This window comes from Blastococcus sp. CT_GayMR19 (assembly GCF_004570385.1).
Taxonomy (GTDB): Bacteria; Actinomycetota; Actinomycetes; order Mycobacteriales; family Geodermatophilaceae; genus Blastococcus_B.
Map to the genome: position 1 here is coordinate 50,165 of NZ_SPQL01000002.1, position 24,806 is coordinate 74,970.

22 protein-coding genes are annotated in these 24,806 nt (G+C 72.6%); 12 read left to right on the plus strand and 10 right to left on the minus strand.

Going from position 1 to position 24,806, the window contains the following annotated elements:
• Nucleotides 1-50 precede the first annotated feature (50 nt).
• The 5 genes from E4P39_RS02835 to E4P39_RS02855 are packed head-to-tail and all read right to left on the minus strand — an operon-like array spanning nt 51 to nt 5,076.
• Nucleotides 51-1,295 (minus strand): ABC transporter substrate-binding protein, encoded by a 1,245-nt coding sequence (locus E4P39_RS02835; protein ID WP_135134891.1) that lies wholly within the window; start codon nt 1,293-1,295, stop codon nt 51-53.
• Nucleotides 1,292-2,548 carry a branched-chain amino acid ABC transporter permease gene (locus E4P39_RS02840; RefSeq protein ID WP_135134892.1) on the minus strand — a complete coding sequence of 419 codons (1,257 nt, stop codon included), beginning with the start codon at nt 2,546-2,548 and terminating at the stop codon, nt 1,292-1,294. Before E4P39_RS02840 ends, E4P39_RS02835 begins: the two co-directional genes overlap by 4 nt.
• Nucleotides 2,541-3,431, minus strand: coding sequence for a branched-chain amino acid ABC transporter permease (locus E4P39_RS02845; protein WP_135134893.1), 891 nt, complete (start codon nt 3,429-3,431; stop codon nt 2,541-2,543). Before E4P39_RS02845 ends, E4P39_RS02840 begins: the two co-directional genes overlap by 8 nt.
• Entirely contained in the window at nt 3,428-4,291 is an 864-nt protein-coding gene (locus E4P39_RS02850; protein WP_135135264.1) for an ABC transporter ATP-binding protein, read from the minus strand. The genes E4P39_RS02845 and E4P39_RS02850 overlap by 4 nt, the downstream gene beginning before the upstream one ends.
• Entirely contained in the window at nt 4,288-5,076 is a 789-nt protein-coding gene (locus E4P39_RS02855) for an ABC transporter ATP-binding protein (protein ID WP_135134894.1), read from the minus strand. Before E4P39_RS02855 ends, E4P39_RS02850 begins: the two co-directional genes overlap by 4 nt.
• Nucleotides 5,077-5,691: 615 nt before the next feature.
• Here E4P39_RS02855 and E4P39_RS02860 point away from each other — a divergent pair.
• The 7 genes from E4P39_RS02860 to E4P39_RS02890 all read left to right on the plus strand — a co-directional run bounded on the left by E4P39_RS02860 (nt 5,692) and on the right by E4P39_RS02890 (nt 13,298).
• Nucleotides 5,692-6,690: a metallophosphoesterase gene (locus E4P39_RS02860; protein WP_167761535.1), complete on the plus strand. Its 999-nt coding sequence runs from the start codon at nt 5,692-5,694 to the stop codon at nt 6,688-6,690.
• A 121-nt stretch (nt 6,691-6,811) separates the two neighbouring features.
• Nucleotides 6,812-7,582: a polysaccharide lyase gene (locus tag E4P39_RS02865; RefSeq protein ID WP_135134896.1), complete on the plus strand. Its 771-nt coding sequence runs from the start codon at nt 6,812-6,814 to the stop codon at nt 7,580-7,582.
• A 56-nt stretch (nt 7,583-7,638) separates the two neighbouring features.
• Entirely contained in the window at nt 7,639-8,721 is a 1,083-nt protein-coding gene (locus E4P39_RS02870; protein ID WP_245159599.1) for an NAD(P)-binding domain-containing protein, read from the plus strand.
• A gap of 121 nt (nt 8,722-8,842) precedes the next feature.
• Nucleotides 8,843-9,766: an ABC transporter ATP-binding protein gene (locus E4P39_RS02875; protein WP_135134897.1), complete on the plus strand. Its 924-nt coding sequence runs from the start codon at nt 8,843-8,845 to the stop codon at nt 9,764-9,766.
• Nucleotides 9,763-10,596: an ABC transporter permease gene (locus tag E4P39_RS02880; RefSeq protein ID WP_245159600.1), complete on the plus strand. Its 834-nt coding sequence runs from the start codon at nt 9,763-9,765 to the stop codon at nt 10,594-10,596. The genes E4P39_RS02875 and E4P39_RS02880 overlap by 4 nt, the downstream gene beginning before the upstream one ends.
• 138 nt (nt 10,597-10,734) lie before the next feature.
• On the plus strand, nt 10,735-11,076 hold the full coding sequence (locus tag E4P39_RS02885; RefSeq protein WP_135134898.1) for a hypothetical protein: 342 nt from the start codon (nt 10,735-10,737) through the stop codon (nt 11,074-11,076).
• 110 nt (nt 11,077-11,186) lie between these two features.
• Entirely contained in the window at nt 11,187-13,298 is a 2,112-nt protein-coding gene (locus E4P39_RS02890) for an SGNH/GDSL hydrolase family protein (protein WP_167761536.1), read from the plus strand.
• On the opposite strand, the gene E4P39_RS02895 is transcribed toward E4P39_RS02890, so the two are convergent.
• Nucleotides 13,220-14,389, minus strand: a complete 1,170-nt coding sequence (locus tag E4P39_RS02895; RefSeq protein ID WP_245159601.1) for an MFS transporter — start codon at nt 14,387-14,389, stop codon at nt 13,220-13,222. The two genes, E4P39_RS02890 and E4P39_RS02895, sit on opposite strands and share 79 nt — an antisense overlap.
• A gap of 82 nt (nt 14,390-14,471) precedes the next feature.
• Between E4P39_RS02895 and E4P39_RS02900 the strand changes: the two genes are divergently transcribed.
• Nucleotides 14,472-15,017, plus strand: a complete 546-nt coding sequence (locus E4P39_RS02900) for a DUF488 domain-containing protein (RefSeq protein WP_135134900.1) — start codon at nt 14,472-14,474, stop codon at nt 15,015-15,017.
• Nucleotides 15,014-15,523: a gluconokinase gene (locus E4P39_RS02905; RefSeq protein ID WP_135134901.1), complete on the plus strand. Its 510-nt coding sequence runs from the start codon at nt 15,014-15,016 to the stop codon at nt 15,521-15,523. The genes E4P39_RS02900 and E4P39_RS02905 overlap by 4 nt, the downstream gene beginning before the upstream one ends.
• A gap of 78 nt (nt 15,524-15,601) precedes the next feature.
• Here E4P39_RS02905 and pruA read toward each other — a convergent pair whose 3' ends face one another.
• Complete coding sequence (gene pruA, locus E4P39_RS02910) at nt 15,602-17,227, minus strand: L-glutamate gamma-semialdehyde dehydrogenase (protein WP_135134902.1); 1,626 nt, start codon at nt 17,225-17,227, stop codon at nt 15,602-15,604.
• Between the two features lie 57 nt (nt 17,228-17,284).
• Nucleotides 17,285-18,214 (minus strand): proline dehydrogenase family protein, encoded by a 930-nt coding sequence (locus E4P39_RS02915; protein WP_135134903.1) that lies wholly within the window; start codon nt 18,212-18,214, stop codon nt 17,285-17,287.
• A gap of 208 nt (nt 18,215-18,422) precedes the next feature.
• On the opposite strand from E4P39_RS02915, the gene E4P39_RS02920 reads away from it, so the two are divergent.
• Together E4P39_RS02920 and E4P39_RS02925 are read left to right on the plus strand one after the other, a co-directional pair.
• Nucleotides 18,423-19,046: a biliverdin-producing heme oxygenase gene (locus tag E4P39_RS02920; RefSeq protein WP_135134904.1), complete on the plus strand. Its 624-nt coding sequence runs from the start codon at nt 18,423-18,425 to the stop codon at nt 19,044-19,046.
• On the plus strand, nt 19,043-21,388 hold the full coding sequence (locus E4P39_RS02925) for a SpoIIE family protein phosphatase (RefSeq protein WP_135134905.1): 2,346 nt from the start codon (nt 19,043-19,045) through the stop codon (nt 21,386-21,388). Before E4P39_RS02920 ends, E4P39_RS02925 begins: the two co-directional genes overlap by 4 nt.
• 18 nt (nt 21,389-21,406) lie before the next feature.
• On the opposite strand, the gene E4P39_RS02930 is transcribed toward E4P39_RS02925, so the two are convergent.
• Both E4P39_RS02930 and E4P39_RS02935 read right to left on the minus strand, forming a co-directional pair.
• Entirely contained in the window at nt 21,407-21,685 is a 279-nt protein-coding gene (locus E4P39_RS02930) for a hypothetical protein (protein ID WP_135134906.1), read from the minus strand.
• A gap of 102 nt (nt 21,686-21,787) precedes the next feature.
• Nucleotides 21,788-22,603: a polysaccharide deacetylase family protein gene (locus E4P39_RS02935; RefSeq protein WP_135134907.1), complete on the minus strand. Its 816-nt coding sequence runs from the start codon at nt 22,601-22,603 to the stop codon at nt 21,788-21,790.
• A gap of 325 nt (nt 22,604-22,928) precedes the next feature.
• On the opposite strand from E4P39_RS02935, the gene E4P39_RS02940 reads away from it, so the two are divergent.
• Nucleotides 22,929-24,803 carry a S8 family serine peptidase gene (locus E4P39_RS02940; RefSeq protein ID WP_135134908.1) on the plus strand — a complete coding sequence of 625 codons (1,875 nt, stop codon included), beginning with the start codon at nt 22,929-22,931 and terminating at the stop codon, nt 24,801-24,803.
• The last annotated feature ends 3 nt before the right edge of the window (nt 24,804-24,806 follow it).

The following is a 24,806-nucleotide window of genomic DNA, read 5'->3' on the forward strand; positions in this document are numbered from 1 at the left end:
GGCGCCCCCTCCCCGGAGGGAAGAGGCGCCGCCGTCGTGCCGGCCGTCGATCAGCCGGCGATCTTCTCCGCGAACTCGCCCTCGAAGGCCTCGGCCGCGACCGTGGCGCCGCCGGGGACGTCCGCCGGCCGCAGGATGAAGCTGGAGAGGCTGGGCGACTTGCCGGTCTCGAAGCCCCGCAGCGGGACGATCAGGTCACCGGTGTCGACCTCCTCGAGCGCGTCGAAGGCCTCCCGCACGCCGGCGCGGGTGAGGTCACCGTTCTCGCACGCCGCGTCGAGCACCTGCTTCATGGTCTCGGACATGCCGAGGCCGAAGAGCACGCCGGTGCTCGGGGTGACCTCGGGGTAGGCCTCCTCGTACTGCTTCAGCTCCTCGGGGTGCTGGTCGAACGTGGAGAACGGGGCGGCCACGTAGAGCCGCTCCTTCAGCACGTCCGCCGTCGGGCCGGCCAGCAGGCCGGGCGCGAAGACCGGGTTGCTGCCGAGGATCGGCACGTCGAGGCCCTGGGCCGCGGCCACGCCGGCGGCGGACGCCGTCTGCGTGGGCGAGACGGTGAGGACGATCGCGTTGACCCCGGCCGCCTTGAACTGGGTGATCTGGGCGCTCATGTCCTGGTCGGTCGCCTTGATCTGCGCCTCGACCACGGTGAGGTTCATCTCCTCGGCCACGGCCTTGGTGCCGGCCAGGCCGTTCGCGCCGTACTCACCCTCGAAGTAGATGTGGCCGACGGTGTCGCCCTCCTTGAGGAGACCCTCCTCGAACAGGTACGAGTAGCCGTTGGCGATCTCGACGTCGTAGGTCGCGCCCAGGACACCCGTACCCGGGATCTCCGTGAGGGTCTTGGACCACGCCGACGGGAAGTTGACGATCTCGTCGGCCTCGTACTCGGGGGCCAACGCCGTGTTGATCGGCGAGCCGATCGTCTGCTGCATGGCCAGGACGCTGTCCTTCATCCCGCTGTAGAGCTGGACGCCCTGCTGGGGGACGTAGCCCGTGTCCTGGATGTTGAGCTCGACGTCGTAGGTGTCGCAGACCTTGTTGTTCTCCCAGAACAGCGTGTTGGCGTTGGTGATGTCGTTGCCGAGGGCAGCGAACACACCGGTGAGGTCGGTCAGGACGCCCAGGGTGATCGTGTTGCCCTCGACGCCGATGTCGGTCTGGACCTCGGCGGCCGCGCCGCCACCGCCGCCGCCGCCGCTGCTCTCCGGCGCCTTCGTGCTACAGCCGGTTGCCGTCACGACGACGGCGGCGGCCACGACGACCGCGCTCCGAGAAGTCTTCCCTAGCTTCATGTGGTGCTCCCTTGTGCTGGACGATCGGACGGACTGGGGCTGGTGGAGGTAGTGGAGGTATCGGTGGACGGGGGTGGGGTGCTGGCGCCGCCGCCGGGACGTGCGCGGGCGCGGCCGCGGCCGGTGATGCGGTTGGCGATGCCGGCGAGGCCGGCGGGCTCGAAGAGGATCACGAGGATGATCGCGGCGCCGAAAAGGAAGCGGGCCGCCTCGCCGGCCGCCAGTCCGCCCCCGCCCTGTCCGCCGACGAACGGGATGATGTCGGCGTAGCGCTGGAAGACCAGCGGCAGGGCGCTGACGAAGATCGCCCCGAGGACGGCTCCGTTGACCGAGCCGAGGCCGCCCAGCACGATCATGGCGAGATAGAGGATCGAGAGCTCGAGCCCGAAGGACTCCGGCGCGATGCTGCCGATGGACAGGGCGTACATGACACCCGAGAGCCCGGCGTACATCGAGCTGACCAGGAAGATGCGCGCCTTGTAGCCCTGGACGTTGACGCCCATGACCGCCGCCGCGACCTCGCTGTCCCGCAGGGTCTGCAGCGCCCGCCCGGGGCGGCTGCGCAGGATGTTCCGCGCGAACAGGTACGCGGCGAGCGCGAGGACCAGCCCCAGGTACCAGAGCCGCTCGGCCTCCCGGAACGGGACGCCGATGACGTAGAGCTCCGGGTCGCGGTTGCCGAAGGTGAACCCGAACAGCGAGAACTCCGGCGCCGTGCGCCCGTTGAAGCCACCGGTGACCGACGTCCAGGCATTGAGCACGTGGATGCCGATGAAGACCAGCGCCAGGGAGGCGACACCGAGGTAGATGCCCCGCAGCCGCGCCGCGATCGGGCTGAAGATCAGGCCGGCGAGGCCGGCGAGCAGCACTCCGACGATCATCCCGACGATCGGCGGGAACGAGAGCCCGTCGAGATCCGCGACGCCCAGACCGCCCGGCTCGCCGGAGACGAAGACGTAGCTGACCGCGCCGACGGCGAGGAAGAAGGCGTGCGCGAGGGACAGCTGGCCGGTGGTCCCCACGAGCAGGTTCAGCCCGATGGCGCCCACGATCGCGCCGAACACCGCGAAGCCGGTGCGCAGCCAGAACTCGGGGACGTAGAGGGGCAGCGCGAGCAGGACCACCAGCAGGGCGGCCACGAGCAGCAGCTTGATCAGCGAGCGGGCCGACCGGCCGCCGCCGGCCCCGTTGCTCCCCTTGGCTCCGTTGCGACGGGTCGCGCCCTTGGCGGCCACAGCGGTCGACTCAGACACGGGTCAGCTCCTTGGTGCCGAACAGCCCGGACGGACGGAACATCAGGACGGCGATCATCACGATGAACGGGACGACGGCGCTGAACCCGCGACCGAGGAACAGCAGCTGGTCCTGGTAGCCGGCGGCGAGGGCCTCGGCGATGCCGATGAGCAGTCCGCCCACGAGGGCACCCCCGGTGGAGTCGAGCCCCCCGAGGATCGCCGCGGGGAAGGCCCGGAGCCCGACCGCGTAGGCGGCCGGGGTGACGCCCGGGGTGGGCGACCCGACCAGGAAGAGGGCGGCGACCGCGGCGAGGATGCCGGCGACCACCCAGGCCAGCGCGGAGACCTGCCCCTGCTTGATGCCCATGAGCGCGGCCGTCTCGCCGTCCTCGGCGGAGGCCCGCATCGCGATGCCCCAGTTGGAGTACTTGAACGCCGCGAAGAACAACCCGATGAGGACCGCGGCGACCGCGATCGCGACCAGGCGGTTCTGGCTGATGCCGACGTCACCGAGCCGGAACGACCCGCCACCCCACGGGTGCGGGACGTTGAGGATGTCCGAGCCGATCCGCCGGATCATCTCGGTCAGGATGATGATGTCGACGCCGATCGTCACGATCGCGAGACTGATCACCGCTGCCCCGCGGAGCCGGTTGATGATCAGCCGCTCCACCAGGACGGCCGCCAGGGCCGTGACGGCCAGCCCGACCAGCACCGCCGGGAAGAAGCCGATCGAGTCCGACGCGCGGGCGATCGTGTAGGCGCCCAGCAGGAGCAGCGAGCCGTGGGTGAAGCTCACGACCTCGCTGGCCTTGAAGATGATCACGAAGCCGAGGGCGATGAGCGCGTACAGCGCGCCGAGTGAGACGCCGTTGAGCAGCAACGACAGGAACTGGGTCACGAGTGCGTCCCGGGAGTGTCGGAGGAATGTGCGGCGGCCGCGGCCGGATCGATCTCGTCACCGGATCCCAGGTAGGCCCGGATGACCTCGGGGTCGGCCTGCACCTCGGCGGGGGTCCCGTCGGCGATGCGCCGTCCGAAGTCGAGGACGGTGACCCGGTCGGCCAGTGACATGACCATGCCCATGTCGTGCTCCACGAGCACGACCGAGATGCCCAGCGCCGAACGGATCTCCAGGATCGCCTCCGCCATGCGATGGGTCTCCTCGGCGTTCATCCCGGCGACCGGCTCGTCGAGCAGGAGCAGCCGGGGCTCGGTGCAGAGCGCCCGCGCCACCTCGACGCGCTTCTGGTCGCCGTAGGACAGCACACCGACGGGCGTGTGCAGCTTGTTCCCGAGCTCGAGGAACTCGGCGATCTCGGCCACCCGGGCGCCGTGCACCTTGCCCTCGCGCGTCGCGCGCGGGAGCCGCAGCCCGGCGGCGAGGAAGCCGGCCTTCGTGAGGTGGTGACGGCCGAGCATGAGGTTCTCGGCCACGGTCTGGCCGGCCGACAGGGCGATGTTCTGGAAGGCCCGGGCCACGCCGATGCCGGCGATCTTGTACGGCCGCATCTGGTCCAGCCGGTGGTCGCCGAACCGGACCTGCCCCTCGGCGGCCTTGTAGACGCCGGAGAGAACGTTGAACATCGTCGACTTGCCCGCGCCGTTCGGCCCGATGACGGCGTGGATCGTGCCGGGCTGGACGGTGAACGAGACCCCGGACAGCGCCTTGATCGCCCCGAAGCGGACGCTGACGTTGTCGACCTCGACGGGCGGGATGTCCGGCCGGACGTCCGCCTCGACAGGGGAGCCGGCGGTCATGCCGTCCACCGGGAGAGCTTCTTGCCCGACACCGCGGACGTGCGCAGGGGCGCCTGCTCACCGTCGTGGCCGAGGTAGAGGCGCTGCACCTCGTCGGTCTGGGCGAGCTCGCGTGCGTCCCCGGAGAGCGACACCTCCCCGACGTCCAGCACGTAGGCGAGGTCGGCGACCCCGAGAGCCATGGTGGCGTTCTGCTCCACGAGCAGCACCGAGGTGCCCTGCCGGTTGATCTCCGCGATGACCTCGCCGATCTGGCCGATGATCCTGGGCGCCAGGCCCAGCGACGGCTCGTCGAGCAGCAGCAGCTTGGGACTCGCCATGAGCGCCCGGCCGATGGCCAGCATCTGCTGCTCACCGCCGGAGAGGAGGCCACCACGCTGGGAACTGCGTTCCTTCAGCACCGGGAACATCTCGAAGACCCGTTCCTGGGCCTTGGCCTTGGCGGCCTTGTCCTTGTTGCCCATGCCGCCGGCGCGCAGGTTCTCCTCGACGGTGAGCCGTCCGAAGATGCGCCGCCCCTCGGGCACCTGCACCACGCCGGCCCGGACGATCTGCCCCGGGTCGCGGCCGACCAGGTCGAGGTCCCCGAGCCGGACCGACCCGGCGTCCACCTTGCCCCGGTGCAGCCGCAGCGTTCCGGAGATCGTGCGCAGCAGGGTGCTCTTCCCGGCACCGTTGCTGCCGAGGACCGCGACGACCTTGCCGTCGGGCACCTCCATGGAAACCCCGCGCACGGCCTGAACGGCACCGCCGTAGGTCACGTGGAGCGAATCGATGCTCAGCACGGACAGCACTTCCTCTCTGCGTCGTCCTGCGACGCGGGGGCGAGGGGCGGATCGGGAGGAGACGAACAGGTCACGAGAGGGCGGACGCCGCGCCGGTCGGCCGGCGGCGTGCCCCACGGGTCCCGGCACCGGGGGCAGGGGGTGCCCCGGGGCCTGACCGGAGGGACCAGGCGGCCGGGGCGAGGCGAACGGCACATCGGCCGGGCACACACCCCTCGCGTGACCTGGCCCACATGGGGCGTGACTCTAAGGGCATTAAGGCCCCAACCGAGCAGCGGGAGATAACGGATCGGTCACCATGCCGTAGTCCACCCCTTCGAGGGGGCTCCCCGCGGGCCCCGGCCGGTCGACGTGGTGCGTCCCCACACCGCTCCTGGGGCGACCCACGTGCGCACACCACATTGCGCAAGGGGCGTTGCCCCTCCGCTCGGTCGTCCGGGAATCGGCACTGCCCGGTCGGGTGGAACGGGGTCCGCTGCAGCACGCGCGCGGTGCCGGCCTGCTCCGTGAGCAGGAGCGGCGGCCCGCATGTCCCCCTCCGCCGACGGCGCCAGGTGCTTCCGGGATCCGGGCCGGTTGCCTATCGTCGTGCCCTCCGAGCGCACAGGGGTCGCCATGAAGCCTCGCCGTCGGACGCCGGTTCCCGTGCGGCTGCCGGCCCTCCTCGTGGCACTCCTGCTCGTCTCGACGGGGTGCTCGGAGGGCCGCGCCACCCCGACAGCGCCCGCGGAGACCGCCGGAGCGGGCGGCCAGGAGAGCGAACGCACGGAGCCCGCTGCCGCAACCGCGGTCACGATCATCGGAGCCGGGGACATCGCCGGCGACAGGGAGGAGGCCGCCGCGACGGCGGCGCTGATCCAGGCCGCAGCTCCCGCCGCGGTCTTCACGACGGGCGACAACGCGTACCCCGACGGCGCGTTGTCGGACTACCTGGAGAAGTACGACCCGACCTGGGGGGCGTTCAAGGACCGGACCAATCCGGTGCCGGGCAACCACGAGTACCACTCCGATCCGCCGGCCGGGTACCTGGCCTACTTCGGGGCCGCCAACGTCACCAATCCCGTCGACGGCGGTGCGTACTACGCCTGGGACGTCGGCAACGGCTGGCGGGCCTACGCACTCAACACCGAGATCAGCACCTCCGGTGCGCAACTGGAGTGGCTGCAGGACGACGTGGCCGCCCATCCGGGGCAGCACTACATCCTCTACACGCACCGTCCCCGGTACACCTCCAGCGACAACCACGGGCCCTCCGACGACGTCTGCCCGCTGTGGGACGCCCTGGCCCTCACCGGCGGGCTGGAGATCGTCCTGTTCGGGCACAACCACCAGTACGAGCGGTTCGCACCCATGGACTGCGCCGGACAGGCCGGCGACGCGGGCGCCCGGAGCTTCGTGATCGGCTCGGGCGGCAAGGAGCTCTACGGATTCGGACCGGCCCAGCCGGGCAGCGAGTTCCGCAACGACAGCGACTTCGGGGTGCTCAAGTTCAATCTGTACGAGAGCTCCTACGAATGGGAGTTCATCGCCTCCGGCAGGGGCCAGGACGGCAACGGCACGATGGACACGGGCAACGCCGGTCAGATCCTCGACAAGGGGAGCGCGGCCGTCTGAGCGCCGGACCGGCCGGATCCCGCCACGGACGGGAACGGCGGGCCGCGACGTCGCGCCAGTTCCTCATGGCGCGTGCGCGGATCTTCCGGAACGGGGGCGGTGTCCTTACCCTCCCCGGGGCATGAGAGGTCGCCGGGGCTCCTGGAGTGCGCTCACCGTCTGCGTTCTTGTCGCCCTCGCCATGGCCTCGGCGACTCCCGCGAACGCGGCCGTGCCGACGGGCAGCCGGGTCGTCTTCGTGGGCGACTACGAGACGGGTGACTTCAGTCAGTGGACCGACTGCCAGAACCGGACGCACAGCGCGTCCTGCTCGCGCTTCCGCGAGTCGTTCTACGGCATGCAGGTCCAAGGGGCGATCAACCGGCAGGGGCGGTGGGCCGCCCGGTACGAGGTGCGCAACGGCGACAAGCCCTCCTGGGGCGGTGGCGAGCGCGCTGAGGTGGCCCGGTACGACATCGGCCGGGTGTACGAGGGCGACGAGCGCTGGTACGAGTTCAGTCTGCTGTTCGACGCCGCCTTCCCTGCGGTGACGGGCGACTTCCTCGTGGTCATGCAGTGGCACGCGGGAAGAGGGTCCCCGCCGATGGCGCTCAAGGTGGACGCGCAGGGCCAGCTCCTGCTGGACGGCTCGGGCCCGGACGCTCCCACGATGGTCATCGGTGACATCGCGCGCGGGCAGTGGGTCGACTACGTGGTGCACGCCACGTTCGGCAGGTCGATCTCGAACGGGTGGGCCGAGGTGTACCGGAACGGCGTCCTCGCCGTCCCGCGGCACGCCCGCGACAACATGTCCAGCCGCTCGAACTACCTGAAGATGGGCATCTACCGCGACCCGCGCGAGACGACGACCGCGGTGATGTGGCAGGACGGACTCCGCGTCACCGCTCCCTGAGCCGGCGCCCGCCCCGTCGCAGGGAAGGGCGGGTCGCCCTCCGGCGTTCAGCGGACGTGGGCATCCGGAGTGTCGACGTCGTGGTCATCGGTGCCGGGCAGGCCGGGCTCAGCACCGCGTGGGCGCTGGCCCACCAGGGATTCGAGCCGGAGACCGGCTTCGTCGTCCTCGACGGCGACGACGGCCCCGGCGGCGCGTGGCAGCACCGCTGGCCGTCGCTGACCGTCGGCACCACCCACCGGGTGCACGACCTGCCCGGTCTCGCGTTCGAGCCCGACGCCGGGAACCTGCGTGCCGCCGACGTCGTCCCGGCGTACTTCGCCGAGTACGAGCGCCGCTTCGACCTGCCCGTCCACCGGCCGGTGCACGTCCGCGCGGTCTCCCGCACCGACGCCGGGAGCTTCCTGGTGCGGACCGACACGGGCGACTGGACGGCGCAGGCGGTCGTCAACGCGACCGGCACCTGGACCCGTCCCTTCGTGCCCCGCTACCCCGGCCAGGAGACCTTCGCCGGCCGGCAGCTGCACACCGTCGACTACGGGGATGCCGCCGAGTTCGCCGGGCAGCACGTCGTCGTGGTCGGCGGCGGGGCGTCGGCCGTGCAGCTCCTCGGTGAGATCTCGCAGGTCGCCTCGACGACCTGGGTGACCCGCCGCCCGCCGGTGTGGCGCGAGGGGCCGTTCGACGAGGAGGCGGGGCGCCGCGCGGTCGCGCTCGTCGAGGGGGCGGTGCGGGAGGGACGCCGACCCGGCAGCGTCGTCGGCGTCACCGGGCTCCTGACGTCCACGCCCTACGTCCGGGACGCGCTCGACCGCGGCGTCCTGGAGCGGCTGCCGATGTTCGACCGCATCACCGAGGACGGCGTCGCCTGGGCGGACGGCCGGTTCGTGGCCGCCGACGCGATCCTCTGGGCCACCGGATTCCGGGCGGCGCTGGGGCACCTCGCGCCTTTGCACCTGCGCGGTCCCGGCGGCGGCATCCGCATGGACGGGACGCACGTCGCCGGCGAGCCGCGGGTGCACCTGGTCGGCTACGGGCCGTCGGCCAGCACGATCGGGGCCAACCGCGCGGGGCAGGCGGCCGCCCGCAGCCTGCGCCGGCTGCTCCGTCCACAGGGGGAACTCCCCCGCAGCGCCTGAGTTCCTCCCTTCAGGGACCGTTCAGGGTCTGTTCAGGGGTTCCCCCGATGTGCCGAGGGCACCCCGGCCGACAGGCTGCTCCCATGACTTCCTCCTCGCTTCCGAGCCGCGGCGCGACCGCATGATCGTCGCCTCCGGACTCACCAAGACCTACGGCTCGAAGACCGCGGTCGACGGCATCAGCTTCACCGTCGAGCCCGGCCGGGTCACCGGCTTCCTCGGGCCCAACGGCGCCGGGAAGTCGACCACCATGCGGATGGTCCTCGGCCTCGACCGCCCCACCGCGGGCAGCGTGACCGTCAACGGCCGCCGGTACGCCGACTCCCCCGCACCGCTCCGCGAGGTCGGCGCGCTGCTGGAGGCCAAGGCCGTCCACCCCGGCCGGTCGGCGCGGAACCACCTGCGCTGGCTGGCCGCGACCAATGGCATCCCCGTCGGACGCGTCGACGAGGTGCTCGATCTCGTCGGCCTGACCGAGGTCGCCCGCCAGCGGGTGGGCAAGTTCTCGCTCGGCATGGGCCAGCGGCTCGGCATCGCCGTCGCCCTGCTCGGCGACCCGCGCGTCGTCGTCCTCGACGAGCCGGTCAACGGCCTGGACCCCGAGGGCATCCGCTGGGTCCGCAATCTCGCCCGCCGCCTGGCGGCCGAAGGCCGCACGGTGTTCGTCTCCAGCCACCTCATGTCCGAGATGGCACTGACCGCGGACCACCTGGTGGTCATCGGCCGCGGCCGGGTGCTCGCCGACTGCTCGATGTCGGACTTCATCGCCGAGCACGCCGCCTCCTACGTGCTGGTGCGCAGCCCGCAGCGCGGGGAGGTCGCCGACGTCCTGCGCCGGCACGGCCTCGACGTCGCGGTGCACGAGGACGACGAACTCCGCGTGCAGGGCCTCGACGCGCCGTCCATCGGCGAGCTCGTCGGCAAGAACGGCCTCTACCTGCACGAGCTGACCCTCGTCCGCTCCTCCCTGGAGGACGCCTTCATGACCTTGACCGCCGACAGCGTGGAGTACCACGCCGCCACTCCTGCAGGGATCGCCCGATGACCATGACCCCGATCTCCCGGACCGTCGAGCTCGACCCGAACCGGAACGTCCCGGGGATCCGGCGGCCCGGGTTCTCCGACACGCTCCGGGCCGAGTGGATCAAGTTCTGGACCGTCCGGTCGACGCAGTGGTCGGTGGCCACGCTGTTCGTCATGGGCGCGGGCCTCACCGTGCTGGTCTGCTGGGCCGCCGCCGGGGAGCTGGCCAGCGAGACGGCCGACGAGGCAGCGGCCGCCTTCGTCACCTGGGGCCTGATGCTCGCCCAGATCGCCGCCGTCGTCCTGGGTGCGATGGTCGTGACCAGCGAGTACGGCACCGGCATGATCCGGGCCACGCTGGCGGCGACCCCGAGCCGGGGCGCCGTCCTGGCGGCCAAGGCCCTGGTCCTCACCACGACCCTGTTCGTCGTGGGCACGGCCACCGCCTTCGCCGGCTACTTCGGGGGGAACCCGTTCCTCGAGAACGAGGGCGTCGGCGTCGCCCTGAGCGACGACGGCGTGCTGCGGGCGATGGTCGGCAGCGGGCTCTACATGGCCGGCCTCGGGCTGTTCGCCGCGGCGGTGGGACTGCTGGTCCGCCACACGGCTGCCGCGCTGTCGATCGTGCTCGGTCTGGTCTTCGTCGTCGGCAACATGGTGTTCCTCCTCCCCGGCGCCTGGGGCGAGTGGATCGGCAAGCTCATGCCGGGCAACGCCGGGTCCGCCGTCTCGTCGGCGGCGTCGTTCAACCCGATGCTGCTCGACCCGTGGGTCGGCTACGCCGTCTTCATCGGCGAGGTGGCCGTCGTCCTCCTGGCCGGCTACCTCGTCCTCCGCAGCCGGGACGCCTGACCGGACGAGCCCGTTGCGGGTGTTGTCCCGACATTGCGGGTGCTGCAGCACGCGCAACGCAGGGACAACACCCGCAATGCGGGGCCCCAGCGCCGCCCCTGTCGTCAGGACGCCGGTCCGGCCAGGCACAGTGGAGGCATGACCGACCCAGCCGCTGACGGTGCCCGCCGCGCCGAGGAGCTCCTCCGGCTGCTGACCGACGGCGACGAGGAGGGCGCCGGCCTCCTGCTCGACGAACTCGCCGAGGTGCGCGACCTGGTGTTCGCCGGGGCCGGGCTCACCGCCGTCGCCCGCAGCGAGGCACGCAGCCTGCCCCCCGCGCAGCGCGCCCAGGCCAACACCCGTCAGTTGCGGCTCGGCATCCTCCGCGACGCGAACCGCGACGACCCCGCGGGCCTGCGGGTCTGGCTGCGCCAGGCGGCCGACGAGATCCTGCTGATCCGGTCCCAGCAGGAGATCGCCGACAGCCTCGCCGGATGATCCGCACCCCCGCCGCCGGACGAGAACGAAACGCCTTGTTGCCGCAACTCCCGCGGCTCTAGCCTCCAGCCGGTCTCGCCGCTGAGACCACGGGGGACGGGGGCCCAGGCGTGAGCACCAAGGACAGCGGGATGACGCGCGTCCGCAACTTCTTCGATCACCCACCCAGCCGTCAGACCCTGTGGTTCCTCGTGAGCGTCGGGCTCCTCTACTGGGGCGCCCGAGGCGGAGCCTCGCGCACGGTGATCATGGGACTGTTCGTCCTGTACGCGATCGCGGGCACGGTCTGGGTGCGGTCCCAGTACGAGGACTCGCTCGACGGCAGGCGCCACACCCTGCCCCACACCTCGCTGATCGCCATCGGCGTACTCGCAGCGGGGCTCGGTGCGGCCGGTTGGTTCCGCGAGCAGAGCCTCGAGACTCTCGTGCTGACGGCGTTGATCCTCTTCTTCGTCGGCCTCGGGTTCCGGATCGTCGTCCTGCGCCACCGCGAGGACAGGGTCTCCCTCGGAAGATGGGCGCTCGTCGCTGGCGGCGTCAGCTACTTTCTCGGCTGCGCGGCCTTGGGGCGAGCGCACTGGCTCGTAGCTGCGGTATTGCTTGTCGTGGCGCTCTTCCTGCTCCCTTCTGGGCTGGCGATGCTGTCCGAGGAGGCCATCCACCGCAATTGGCGGATCCGGACGCCGCGACAGCGGCTCGTCCGCATGACCCTCGGCGTCGTCGCCTTCGCGCTGATCGCCGTCGCCTCGGCGGATGTCGCCGACTCTCCGCTGGTCCTGCTGGCGTTCGCGGCCTTCGGCCTCCTCGTCGTGGCGCTGACGTCGTCGACGATGGCCGATGTCGCGGCGGTGCTGGCGTTGGTCGCCTTCATGGGGATCACACCGAGGCAGGCGGCCCTGCCGCCGGAGCTCACACCCTCGGCCGACCGTTCCAACGTTCTCGTCGCCCTCGGCGACTCCTACATGTCGGGCGAAGGGGCAGCGACCTTCTACGAGAGGACCGACGAGGGGGGTGGCAATGGCTGCCGCCGGTCACCGACAGCCTGGGCCGCCGTCGCCGGCCAGCAAGATCCCTTCGACGGCCTCGACTTCCTTGCCTGCTCAGGCGCGTCGACGTACAACGTGCGCGAACCCATCGCCGCCAGGAGCCCCGGGCCGGAGACCCCGAAAGACCCCCGACCGCATGCCCAGGACGGAGAGATCTCGACCCAACTGGCGCAGTACCAAAATCGCGCGGACGCCCGGAAGTACACCCCCCGCCTGGTCGTGCTCAGCATCGGCGGAAACGACGCAGGCTTCGGGACGATCGGCCAGATGTGCGTGGCGCCGGGCAACTGCGGCACCGAGGCCGCCCTGTGGAACGGCGGCCTGGAGCAGGTGGAGGAGTCGCTGCGCGCGACGTACCAGGAGGTCCGGGAGACGTTCGGCCGCACCCCGGTCGCCGTCATCCCGTATCCGGATCCCATCTACAACGGCCCCGGGAGCAACTGCGAGCTCATCGCGTTGAGCCCCCGGGAGCGGACCTTCATCGGCGAGTTCCTGGCCGGGCTCAACAACAAGATCCGGACGGTCGCCGAGGAGTTCGACTTCTTCTACCTGGTCGAGATGGAAGGCGCCCTGGCGAACTCCGGCCTGCAGCTCTGCGACCCGGTGAACGAGGGCCGTCCCGGGCTGAACTTCATCGGCCTGCGGTCGGTCAACGGGGACCCGGCACAGCGGTTCAACCCGAGCAACTGGACGCACAACAGCCTGCACCCCAACGAGCGGGGGCACGCCGCCATGCTCCGGGTCTTCAAGAACTGGCGGGATGAGGTGGACCCGAAGCCGGGCGACGACCCTGCCTCGGCGCCGGAACCAGGCGACCTCCAGGCCGGCGCCGACCAGGCATCGGACCTCCCGGACACCACGGCGGCGTGCGACGTCTACGGCCATCTGACGCCGGACGTGTACAGCAGGGCCGACGGTGAGGGTTGCCGCAACCAGGGCTCCGACTGGGCCCTGAAGCAAGTGGGCGTCCAGGCCGGCCTGGTAGGGGTTATCGGGGCACTGGCGGCGGCCGCGGCGTGGACTGCCAGTGCCGCCTACTTCGGCTGGAGGCGGGCCCGATGGCCTCAGGTTCTCGAGAAGCGTGAGGAGGCCGCGCGTCAGGCGATGGAGCGTGGGGAGGCCGCGCGGACCGCCAGCGGGACCAGCACCGCGAGCAGTGCCGACGCGAGCACGTAGGTCCACGGCAGCCCGATCCCCGCGGCGAGGATCCCGAGACCGAGGGCGCCGGCGGCGGTGCCGGCGTCGAACGAGGCGTTCCACATCGCGCTCGCCGACGTCGCCCCGCCCTCCCCGGCGCGGGCGAAGGCGGTCAGCAGCGTCAGGTTCTGCACCGCGCCGAAGCCGGCGCCGAACACCGCGGCCCCCACGAGGACCCAGGCGTCTCCCGCGAGGAGCCCCGCGGCCACGGCGATCAGCCCGGCCGCTCCGAGGACGAGAGCCAGGGGCAGCAGCCGGCGGCTGCCGAACCGGTCGGCGAGCAGCCCCGCACGCCAGCGCGTCACCGCCCCGGTGAGCCCGAAGAGCAGCAGGGCCGCCGTCGCCAGTGCGCCATCCGGACGCTCGATGGGCAGGAAGGTGACCAGGCCCCCACCGGCCAGGGTGACCACGAAGAGCACGACCGACGGAGCCACCGCGGCCATGGCCGCGATCCGACCGGCCCCGGCCGGACCCCGGACCTCCTGGGGAGGCATCGCGCGAACCAGGGTCGGGACCAGGAAGAGGCCCAGCAGGGGGGAGGCGGCCAGCCAGGCCAGCCAGCCGGCGTGCCCGTCGAGCACCAGGGCGACGCCCGCGGGAACCGCGACGAGGTTGGGTACCGCGATCGCCAGCCCGTAGATGCCGATCGCCTCACCCCGCCGCTCGGCCGGGGCCACCTGCGCGGCCAGGGTCGCGCCCAGGACGGTGAGGACGGCGAAGCCCACGCCCCGGACCGCCGACAGCGCGGAGAGCCAGAGCAGCCCGTCGTCGACCGCGTAGAGGGGAGACGGTGCCCCCAGCGCGACGAGCCCGAGCGCGAGCACCCGGGCCTGCCCGAGGCGCGCCGTCAGCACCGGGACGACCGCCTGCACCGCGATGGTGACCACCAGCAGCACGGCGGTGACCGTTCCGGCGGTGCTCTCCCGGGCACCCCCGGCGACGGCGTAGGCCGGCAGCGAGGCCAGCGTCAGGCAGTAGCTGACGAACCCGAGAACGGTGACGCCCACCAGCGCCCGCATCGCCGGCGCCCGCCACAGCGACGCCCGCATGCCCACGGCTCCCCCGCGCACGACTCCCCCTCCTTGCCGACCTCCGTTCGTCCGAGCATGACCTGCGGTGCGCGACTCCGTGCCTCCGGGTAGGCAGGAACGCATGCCGCTGCTCACCGTCGGTCACGGCCCCGAGGACCGCGTCCGCCTCGGGGCGCGCCTGACCGCGGCGGGAGTCACGTCCCTGGTCGACGTCCGCCGTTTCCCGGGCAGCCGCAGCAACCCCGACGTCGCTCGCGACGCCCTCGCGGCCTGGCTGCCCGAGCTCGGCGTCAGCTACCGCTGGGAGGAGCGGCTCGGCGGCCGGCGACGCCTGCCGCCCGGCGGGCCCGTCGCCGACGGCTGGTGGACGGTGGCGCAGTTCGCCGCGTACGCCGCGCACACCCGGACGCCCGAGTTCAGCGCCGCCCTCGACGACGTGCTCGGCGAGGCGGGGCGCAGCACCGTGGCGGTGATGTGCAGCGAGAGCGTGTGGTGGCGCTGTCACCGCCGGCTGATCGCCGACGTGGCCGTCCTGGGGCGCGGCGTCCCGGTGGCGCACCTCATGCCCGACGGCCGGCTTCCCGGGCACCGCCCGTCGGAGGGCGCGGTGCTCGACGACGACGGAGCGGTCCGCTGGCCGGCGCAGGAACTACGGTCCGGGGCATGACCCGCCCCACCGCCGTCGTCGTCATGGGGGTGTCGGGGTCCGGGAAGACCACGGTCGCCGTCGAGCTCGCCCGCCGGACGGGCTGGGAGTTCGCCGAGGGCGACGACCACCACCCGGCCGCCAACGTCGAGAAGATGCGCGCCGGGATCCCGCTCGACGACGCCGACCGCGAGCCCTGGCTGCGGACCCTCGCCGGATGGATCGCCGAGCGCGAGCAGGCCGGCGCCTCGTGCGTGCTGACCTGCTCGGCGCTCAAGCGCAGCTACCGCGACCTGCTCCGGGAGGGCAACGGGTCGGTGTTCTTCGCCTACGTCGCCGTCCCGGAGGCCGTGCTGTCCGAGCGCCTCGCCGCGCGGAAGGGCCACTACATGCCGCCGTCCCTGCTGGGCAGCCAGCTGGCCGCGCTCCAACCCCTGGGGGACGACGAACCGGGCATCACCGTCCCGGGCACCGGGGAGCCCGGCGAGGTGGTCGACGGGATCGTCGCCGCCCTCCCGAACCGTTGATCATCGGGTTGTTGCCGCCGACACGGCCGGACACGCCGCGGGGAGCGGGAACGAGCCGATGATCGACTGCGGGAGGCGTCAGCCCATGTGCGGGTAGCGGTGGTCGGTGGCCGGCACGAACGTCTCCTTGATCGACCGGGTGCTGGTCCAGCGCTGCAGGTTCTGCGGGGCGCCGGCCTTGTCGTTGGTCCCCGAGGCCCGCCCGCCGCCGAACGGCTGCTGACCGACGACGGCGCCGGTCGGCTTGTCGTTGACGTAGAAGTTGCCGGCCGCGTTGCGCAGGAAGTGCTGAGCGTGCGCTATCGCCGCACGGTCCTGCGCGATCACGGCACCGGTCAGCGCGTACGGCGCGACCGACTCCATCTGGGTCAGCACGGCGTCGTAGTCGGCGTCCTCGTAGACGTGCACGGCGAGCACCGGCCCGAAGTACTCGGTGCTGAAGACCTCGTGCCCGGGGTCGGTGCCCTCGATGATCGTCGGCCGGACGAAGTAGCCCTCGCTGTCGTCCGCCGTCCCTCCGGCGATCACCGTCAGCGCGGCGTCGTCCTTCGCCCGGTCCAGGACGCCGGACAGCTTGGAGAACGACTTCCGGTCGATGACGGCGCCCATGAAGTTCGAGAAGTCGGTGACGTCGCCCATCGACAGCGACTCGGTGGTCGACACCAGGTCGTCCTTCAGCCGGGTCCAGACGCTGCGGGGGACGTACGCACGGGAGGCCGCCGAGCACTTCTGGCCCTGGAACTCGAACGCGCCGCGGATCATCGCCGTCCGCAGTACATCCACGTCGGCGGACGAGTGCGCCACGATGAAGTCCTTGCCACCGGTCTCGCCCACGATCCGCGGGTAGCCGCGGTAGGACGCGATGTTCTCCCCCACCGTCCGCCACAGGTGCTGGAACACCGGGGTCGAGCCGGTGAAGTGGATGCCGGCCAGGTCGCGGTCGGCCAGGGCCACCTCCGAGACCGGGATGCCGTCGCCGGGGACCAGATTGATGACGCCGGGCGGCAGGCCCGCGGCCTCGAGCAGCCGCATCAGGAAGTGCGCGGCGAACTGCTGCGTGGGCGAGGGCTTCCAGACGACGGTGTTGCCCATGAGCGCCGGCGCGGTCGGCAGGTTGCCGGCGATCGCGGTGAAGTTGAACGGCGTGATGGCGTAGACGAACCCCTCGAGCGGCCGGTGGTCGACCCGGTTCCACACGCCCGGCGCCGACGTCGGCTGCTCGGCGAGGATCTGGCGGGCGAAGTGCACGTTGAAGCGCCAGAAGTCGATCAGCTCGCACGCCGCGTCGATCTCCGCCTGGTAGGCCGTCTTGCTCTGGCCGAGCATCGTCGCGGCGTTCAGCGTCTGCCGCCACGGCCCGGCGAGCAGGTCCGCGGCCTTGAGGAAGACGGCGGCCCGGTCGTCGAAGGAGAGGTCGGCCCAGCCGGGCGCGGCCTCCTTGGCGCAGCGGACGGCGTCCTCGGCGTCGGCATGCGTGGCGTGCGCCGACGTCCCGAGGACGGCGGCGTGCCGGTGCGGCTGGACGACCTCGAACTTCTCGCCGGCCGCCATCCGCTGCCGGCCCCCGATCGTGGCGGTCAGCTCGAGCTGGTCGGCGGCGAGCTCGGCCAGCCGGGTCTCCAGGGCCGCGCGCTCGGCAGAACCGGGCGCGTAGGTCAGGACCGGCTCGTTGCGGGGAGCCGGCACCTGCGTGATGGCGTCCATGGGGTGGACCTTCCGGTGAGATCGGGGGCCAACACGGCCATTTTGGCCCCTCAGAAGTCAGGACCTGGTGACGAGGGAGCGCAGGAAGAAGCGGACGTTCGCCGGGCGCTCGGCGAGACGGCGCATGAAGTAGGCGTACCAGTCGACGCCGTAGGGGACGTAGGCCCGCACGCGGGTACCGGCGGCGGCGAGGCGGCGCTGCTCGTCGGGGCGGATGCCGTAGAGCATCTGCACCTCCCAGGAGTCGGCGGCCCGCGAGTTCTGCGCGGCCAGCTCGTGGGCCAGCTGGATCAGCCGCGGGTCGTGCGAGCCGACCATCGGATAGCCCGGCCCGGCCATGAGGATGTCCAGGCAGCGTGCGTAGGCGGCGTCGACGGCCTTCTTCTTCTGGTGGGCCACCTCGGCCGGCTCGTCGTAGGCCCCCTTCACCAGGCGCACCCGGGACCCGGTGACGGCGAGGGCCTTCGCGTCGTCCTCGGAGCGGATCAGCATCGCCTGCAGCACGGCACCGGTGCCGGGGTGCTCCTTCCGGAGCTCGGCGAGGACGGCGAGGGTGGAGTCGACGGTGCGGTGGTCCTCCATGTCGAGGGTGACCGTGGTGCCCATCTCCGTGGCCGCCTCGACCACCGGCCGGACCAGCTCCAGCGCGAGGTCGTGCCCACCCGGCAGCGCCTGGCCGAAGGCCGACAGCTTCACCGACACCTCGGCCGCCCGGCCGAGCCCCAGCGGGGCGAGGCCGGCCAGCAGCGCCAGGTAGGCATCCCGGGAGTCCTCGGCCTCCGACCGCCGGGTGATGTCCTCGCCCAGGTGGTCGAGGGTGACCGCGATGCCGTCGGCGGCCAGGGTGCGGACGACGCCCAGCGCGTCGGCCAGGGTCTCCCCCGCGACGAACCGGTCGACGACGCGCCGGCTGGCCGGGTTCCCGGTGACGAGTCGGCGCAGCCCCGGCCGGCGCGACGCGGCGAGGAGAGCCTTCTGGGTGAGCACGGGACCTCCGGCGCGACGGGACGGGAACACCTCGACGCTAGGCAGCCGGGCGGCGCCGGGCCAGCGACACGCGTACCGGCTCTCCCGGCCTCGACCTCGCTACCGGCGGCACCGGCCGCCCCTGCGCGCGTTCCCGGAGGCGGTCCGTCTCGTGCGGGGGCCCGCCTGCCCCCGCGGCGTGGACCGGGCTGACCTAGGCTCGGGTGCGATGGCTGAAGGTCTGCGTCCGGAGCACCACGGCGAGGACGACGTCCTCCGGATGCTGCGGAGCGGTACGGCGGCGGAGCACGCAGACCTGGAGCGCTCGCTCGATCTGCTCGACCCGGCGCTGGACCGCACCCGGCTCACCGACGTGCTGGCACGGATGCACGGGTTCTGGCAGGCCGCGGAGACCGGGCTCGACGCCTGGGCCGCCCGCCATCCGGGGGACGCCGGGCAGGTCTCCTGGGAGCGACGGCGCCGGGCGGGGCTGTTCGCGGCCGACCTGGCGACGCTCGGCGCCCGGGGCGCCGCGGACGCTCCCGAACTCCCGCCCCCGGCCGGCACCGACGAGGCCATGGGCCGGCTCTACGTCCTCGAGGGCTCGACGCTCGGGGGGGCCTTCATCGACCGGCACCTCGCGACCGTGCCGGCGCTGTCGGGCCTGCGGCTGAGGGCCTTCTCGCCCTACGGTCCCGAGACCGGAGCCATGTGGCGCGACTTCCGCCGCGCGGCCCGCGACCGGGTGGCGGCGGGCGGGGACGCCGGGGCGATGGTCGCCGCCGCCCGTTCGACCTTCGGCGCGCTCGCCGCGTGGTGCCGCCCCGCCGCGAGCGCCCGGGTGCCCGCGTGACGGAGGCCGACCGGACGCTGGAACTGCTGCCGCCGGGCACCCCGGTCGACCTCAGCAACTGCGAGCGCGAACCGATCCACGTCCCGGGCAGCATCCAGCCGCGCGGCGTGCTCATCGAGGTCACCGATCCCGACTTCGTCGTCCGGCAGGTGTCGGAGAACCTGGCCGACCTCGTCGGCCTCCCCTGGCAGGACGCACTCGGCCTGCCGCTCGCCGACCTGCTCGGGCCCGCGCCGGCCGGGGCGGTGGCACGCTCGGCCAGCGGGTTCGGCGACCTGCGCGAGCGGAACCCCGTCGAGATCACGCTCGACGTCGCCGGGTCCCCGGTCCCGGTCGACGCGCTGCTGCACCGGGTGGCGCAGGGAGGGGACGGCGACCCGGCGTCCTCGCTGGTGGTGGAGCTGGAGCCGGCCCGCGGCCCGCGGCCCTTCTCCTTCCCGAACACCTACCAGGCCGTCCGCGGCACGATCGGCGAGCTCAACCGGGCGTCGTCGCTGCAGGAGCTGTACGACATCACCGCGCAGGCGGTCCGGACGCTCACCGGGTTCGACCGCGTGATGGTCTACCGCTACGACGCCGAGTACAACGGCGAGGTCGTGGCCGAGGCGAAGGCGCCGCAGCTCAACTCGTTCCTCGGCCTGCACTATCCGGCGTCGGACATCCCCGCCCAGGCCCGCGCGCTGTACGAGAAGAACTGGATCCGGCTGATCTCCGACGTGGACTACACGCCGGCGCGGCTGCGACGTGCCGAGGGGACGGCCGCCGAACCGCCCCTGGACCTGACGTACTCCACGCTGCGCAGCGTGTCGCCCATCCATGTCGAGTACCTGAAGAACATGGGGGTCCGCGCCTCCATGTCGATCTCGCTCCTGCGCGAGGACAAGCTCTGGGGGCTCATCGCCTGCCACCACTACAGCGGTCCGCACGCCCCGCCGTACGCCACGCGCGCGGCCGCCGAGTTCCTCGGCTCGACGCTGTCCCTGCGGCTGGTGGACCGGGCCGAGGAGGACGAGGTCCACCGCGCGCTGCGGGTCCGGTCCACCCTGGCGTGGCTGACCGCCGCCACCCTGGACGAGGACCGGCCGCTGGTCGACACGCTGCTCGGCTCGCCCAGCCTGCTGGACCTCCTGTCCGCCGACGGCGTCGCCGTGCACCTGCAGGGCCGCCGGGCGACGGCCGGTGCGGCGCTGCCCGAGGGGCTGGCCGACCGGATCGCCGCATGGGCGGCGGGGCACGGCGGGGACGTCGTCGCCACCGATGCCCTGCGCCGGACGGCGCCCGCGCTGGGGGTGCCGGTCGCGCCCGCCTGCGGCGTCGTCGTCCTGCCCCTGCCGGAGGGCCAGTACGTCCTCTGGTTTAGGGGGGAGGCGGTCCGGCACATCGACTGGGGCGGCGATCCGCACAACAAGGCGATCGCCGCCCGCGAGGGCGACGAGGTGCGGCTCAGTCCGCGGAAGTCGTTCGAGCGGTGGCAGGAGGTCGTCCGCGGCCGGTCGGAGCCCTGGCTGCCGCGGGAGCTGGCCGAGGTCGTCGAGCTGCGCAGCCACCTGCTCGAGGCCCTGTACGCCCGGTCCCGCAGCATCGTGCGGGCGGCCGAGACGCTCCAGCGCAGCCTGCTGACCGACCCGCCACAGCCGGCCCACCTGCAGGTCGCCGTCCGATACGTGCCCGCTGCGCGCGAGGCGCAGGTCGGCGGCGACTGGTACGACGTCTTCCTGCAGCCGGACGGCTCGACGGTCCTGGTGATCGGTGACGTCGCCGGGCACGACACCGCGGCGGCGGCCTGCATGTCGCAGCTGCGCGGAGTCCTGCGCGGCATCGCCTTCGACAACCGGGAAGGACCGGCGCAGGTGCTCACCCGCCTCGACGCGGCCATCGCCGGGCTGCAACTGGGCGCGCTGGCGACGGTCCTGATCGGCCGGCTGGAGCAGTCCGCGGCCGACCGCGCCGCCGGCGTCCACCGGCTGCGGTGGGCCAGTGCCGGGCACCTGCCGCCGCTCGTCGTGGCGCCCGACGGTACGCAGCGCCTCCTGACGACGCCGCGAGCCGGGCTGCTCCTCGGCGTCGACCCGCTCGCCGTCCGCCCCGAGCGGGAGGTCGTCCTCGAGCAGGGCTCGACCTTGCTGCTCTACACCGACGGCCTCGTCGAGCGCCGCGACCAGGCGTTCGACGACGGGATCGACGTGCTCGGCCGGGCACTGGCCGAGGAACGCGACCGGCCGGTCGAGGAGGTGTGCGACGCACTGCTGCGTCGGCTGCTCCCCGACGGAGCCGAGGACGACGTCGCGCTGGTCGCCGTACGGCTGCTGCCCCGCGCGGAGGGCGACGCCGGGGCTCGCTGACCTTCCGGCCGGAAGGCCTCAGGGCTCCCCGGGCGACTGGAACAACGGGTTCAGGCCGTCGTCGGGCGGCCCGCCCTTGGCGGGCAGGGGCCCCTCGTCCTCGGCGGCACGGACCTCCGCGACCGTCCCGGCGGGTGGGACGACCGCGCCTCCGGTGTCGCGTTCCAGGGCCGCCAGCAGGCGCTCCTCGTCGGGCGCCAGGTCGCCGGGCCCCAGGTGCCCCCCGGGTTCGCCCGCGTCCGATCCGGAGGCCATGGCCGAGTCCGGGGTCGGGTCGTCCGGCGCGGTCCAGCTCATGTCTGTTCTCCTGTGCCGTGGCAGGTGAGGTCGGCGGACCAGGTCCCCCCGACAGCCTCGCGGAAGTCCGGCCCCGGCGCAGGTCGGGCCGCCGCGGCCGGGCTACCGCGCCACCCGGCCGCCGGCCGTCGCGCCGCGAAGCCGCTGGCCAGGCGTGGCCCAGACGTCGGCGAGGGTCACGGTGCGCAGCTCCCGCTCGGCGATCAGGTCCAGCAGCTCGCCGTACACGGTGGTGACGGGTGGGTGGTTGGCGTGGCCGACGACGATCGACCGCGCGACGAACCACTCCCGCGCCGACGCCAGGAGCTCGTCCGGGCCGAGGACACGGGCGTCCCCGAGGGTGCCGTTCCACATCGCGATGGTGGGGTGGCCCTCGTCGGCGGCGATCCGGTCGGTGCGCTCGTCCCTCGCGCCGAACGGCGGGCGGAAGAACGGGCTGTCGGTGACGCCGAATGTGCTGTGGAGGAAGTCGCGGTTCCGGCCGATCTCCTCGGCGACCTCGCGGTCGCCGAGCCCGGTCAGGTCGGGGTGGGACCAGGTGTGGTTGCCCATGGCGACCTGGCCGGACTCGACGAGCGGCCGCAGCACCGCGGCGTTGTCCGCCCACGAGCGGTAGCGGCCGTTGGGGAAGAACGTCAGCCTGATCCCGGTCTCCACGGCGAGCGCGGCGAACGCGGCGACGACCTCTGAGCTGGTGCCGTCGTCGATGGTCAGTGCCAGCGAGTTCCCGGTGCCCGGAAGCGCATCGACCACGCCGGTCGGAGGCCGTGCGACCGCTGGGTACGGAGCTCCCGTGGCGGCCGGCGCGAGGACCCGGGGCGGGGTCGCGTCGGGATCGCCCAGCTCGCTCGCGCCCCGGGCGACAGAGGCTCCGGCCAGCCCCGCGGCGAGCACGAGGAGGAAGCGCCGGCGGTCCATGGCCGGAAGCTAGGGCGGTCCGCGGGGCCGCTCGGGGAGCCACACCCTGCGACGCGCCGGACCTCGCCTCCCGTGGCCGATCGGTTACGCCTTGTAGTGCTAGTACCTCCGCTGAGCGTCGCCGTCGTCACGGACCGTCATATCTTCACCCGTCCGCGGGACACGGCACGCTCACTGGGCCCTTCTGAGGCCCCTCCCCCCTCGGGGTGAAGTACATGGGCCTTCGGGTCCAGACCCTCTCCTGTTCCTCACACTCTGTGTCGATCCAGTCACCGTCAAAGGCACACGGACGTGCCCCGCACGACACAGGGAAGTGCAGGCCTACATGAAGAACAGCCTCGCGGGGGTCTCCTCCGCGTCCACGCCCGGATACGGGGTGACCTGGGGCGGACCGCCTCGGGCAGCCGGCCGGGCACTCACCGTCTTCGCCGCGGCGGCAGTCGTCGCCGGCATGGCGGGACCGGCGGCTGCCGCTGCCGCGCCGGCCTCCTCGGCCGACTCGGTGTCGGTCATCGTCCGCGAGACCCCGGGGTCCGGCAACGGCCCCGAGCGGGCCGTCGTGGCCCTGGGCGGCACCGTCGAGCAGCAGCTCGGCATCATCGGCGGCTTCGAGGCGACCCTCCCGGCCGACCGCCTGGGCGTCCTGCGCTACGCGCCGGGTGTCCTCGAGGTCGTCGAGAACGCCTCGGTGACGCTCACCAGCACCGAGGTCGACAACCAGGTCGGGCTCAACGGTTCGCTGCAGCGGGTCACGCACGAGATGACCGGCGCCGCCTCCATGTGGGACGCCGGCTTCACCGGCGCCGGCGTGGACGTCGCGCTGATCGACTCGGGTGTCGTCACGGTCGACGGTCTGGCGACCGCCGGCAAGGTCGTGCACGGCCCGGACATGTCGTTCGAGGGTGTCGCCTGCGACAGCTCGGGCTGCAAGGCGAGCCCCGTCGCGACGCTGGACACCTACGGGCACGGCACGCACCTGGCGGGCATCATCGCCGGGCGCGACAGTGCAGCTCCCGGCACCGTGAACAGCGCGTCGTCGGGCGACTTCGTCGGCATCGCGCCGGACGCCCGGGTCGTCAGCATCAAGGTCGCTGACGCCGAGGGCCGTACCGACGTCTCGCAGGCGATCGCCGCGATCGAGTGGGTGATCCAGAACAAGAACGCCAACGGGCTGAACATCCGCGTGCTGAACATGTCGTTCGGCACCGACGGTGTCCAGCGCTACCAGCTGGACCCGCTGGCGTTCGCCGCCGAGCAGGCGTGGCACCAGGGCATCGTGGTCGTCGTGGCCGCCGGCAACACCGGCTACGGCAGCGCGAAGCTCAACAACCCCGCCTACGACCCGTACGTGATCGCCGTCGGCGGTTCCGACGGCGTGGGCACGGCGACGACGGACGACGACATCGTCCCGTCCTGGTCGACCAGTGGTGACGGCACGCGCAACCCCGACGTCGTCGCCCCGGGCCAGTCCGTGGTCAGCCTGCGGGTGCCGAACTCGCACCTGGACGCGGCCTACCCGGGTGCCCGTACCGGGGAGCGGTTCTTCCGCGGCAGCGGCACGTCGCAGTCCGCGGCGGTCGTCTCCGGCGCTGCGGCCCTGCTCCTCGAGCAGCGGCCGGAGCTCACCCCGGACCAGGTCAAGGCGCTGCTGATGGGTTCCGCGCGTTCGCTGCCGAACGCCGACGCCCGCGCCCAGGGCAGCGGTCTGATCGACATGGTGGCGGCCAGTGCCGCAGCCACGCCGACCGCCGTGCAGACCTGGGAGCGGTCGACCGGTGCCGGTTCGCTGGACAAGTCGCGCGGTACCGCGATCGTCAAGCACAACGGCAAGGAGCTCCGCGGCGAGACCGACTTCACCGGCAACAAGTGGGACGCCGCGAAGTTCAGCAAGAAGTTCGCCAAGGCGCTCGACAAGGCTGCCGCCGGGAAGGGCCCGCTCAAGAACGTGGACCTGAACGGCCTGTCCTGGAACGGCCTGAGCTGGAACGGGCTCTCCTGGAACGGCCTGAGCTGGAACGGGCTCTCCTGGAACGGCCTGTCCTGGAACGGCCTGAGCTGGAACGGGCTCTCCTGGAACGGACTGTCCTGGAACGGCCTGAGCTGGAACGGGCTCTCCTGGAACGGCCTGAGCTGGAACGGACTGTCCTGGAACGGCCTGAGCTGGAACGGGCTGTCCTGGAACGGTCTGGCGTGGGGCTGATCC

Excerpts from the sequence above, each read along its gene's own strand:
- E4P39_RS02930 (WP_135134906.1), bottom strand. The coding sequence starts at position 21,685 with ATGAGCTGGACCGCGCCGGACGACCCGACCCCGGACTCGGCCATGGCC.
- E4P39_RS02905 (WP_135134901.1), top strand. The coding sequence starts at position 15,014 with ATGACCCGCCCCACCGCCGTCGTCGTCATGGGGGTGTCGGGGTCCGGG.
- E4P39_RS02865 (WP_135134896.1), top strand. The coding sequence starts at position 6,812 with ATGAGAGGTCGCCGGGGCTCCTGGAGTGCGCTCACCGTCTGCGTTCTT.
- E4P39_RS02920 (WP_135134904.1), top strand. The coding sequence starts at position 18,423 with ATGGCTGAAGGTCTGCGTCCGGAGCACCACGGCGAGGACGACGTCCTC.
- E4P39_RS02880 (WP_245159600.1), top strand. The coding sequence starts at position 9,763 with ATGACCATGACCCCGATCTCCCGGACCGTCGAGCTCGACCCGAACCGG.
- pruA (WP_135134902.1), bottom strand. The coding sequence starts at position 17,227 with ATGGACGCCATCACGCAGGTGCCGGCTCCCCGCAACGAGCCGGTCCTG.
- E4P39_RS02885 (WP_135134898.1), top strand. The coding sequence starts at position 10,735 with ATGACCGACCCAGCCGCTGACGGTGCCCGCCGCGCCGAGGAGCTCCTC.
- E4P39_RS02875 (WP_135134897.1), top strand. The coding sequence starts at position 8,843 with ATGATCGTCGCCTCCGGACTCACCAAGACCTACGGCTCGAAGACCGCG.
- E4P39_RS02900 (WP_135134900.1), top strand. The coding sequence starts at position 14,472 with ATGCCGCTGCTCACCGTCGGTCACGGCCCCGAGGACCGCGTCCGCCTC.
- E4P39_RS02860 (WP_167761535.1), top strand. The coding sequence starts at position 5,692 with ATGAAGCCTCGCCGTCGGACGCCGGTTCCCGTGCGGCTGCCGGCCCTC.
- E4P39_RS02835 (WP_135134891.1), bottom strand. The coding sequence starts at position 1,295 with ATGAAGCTAGGGAAGACTTCTCGGAGCGCGGTCGTCGTGGCCGCCGCC.
- E4P39_RS02935 (WP_135134907.1), bottom strand. The coding sequence starts at position 22,603 with ATGGACCGCCGGCGCTTCCTCCTCGTGCTCGCCGCGGGGCTGGCCGGA.
- E4P39_RS02850 (WP_135135264.1), bottom strand. The coding sequence starts at position 4,291 with ATGACCGCCGGCTCCCCTGTCGAGGCGGACGTCCGGCCGGACATCCCG.
- E4P39_RS02940 (WP_135134908.1), top strand. The coding sequence starts at position 22,929 with ATGAAGAACAGCCTCGCGGGGGTCTCCTCCGCGTCCACGCCCGGATAC.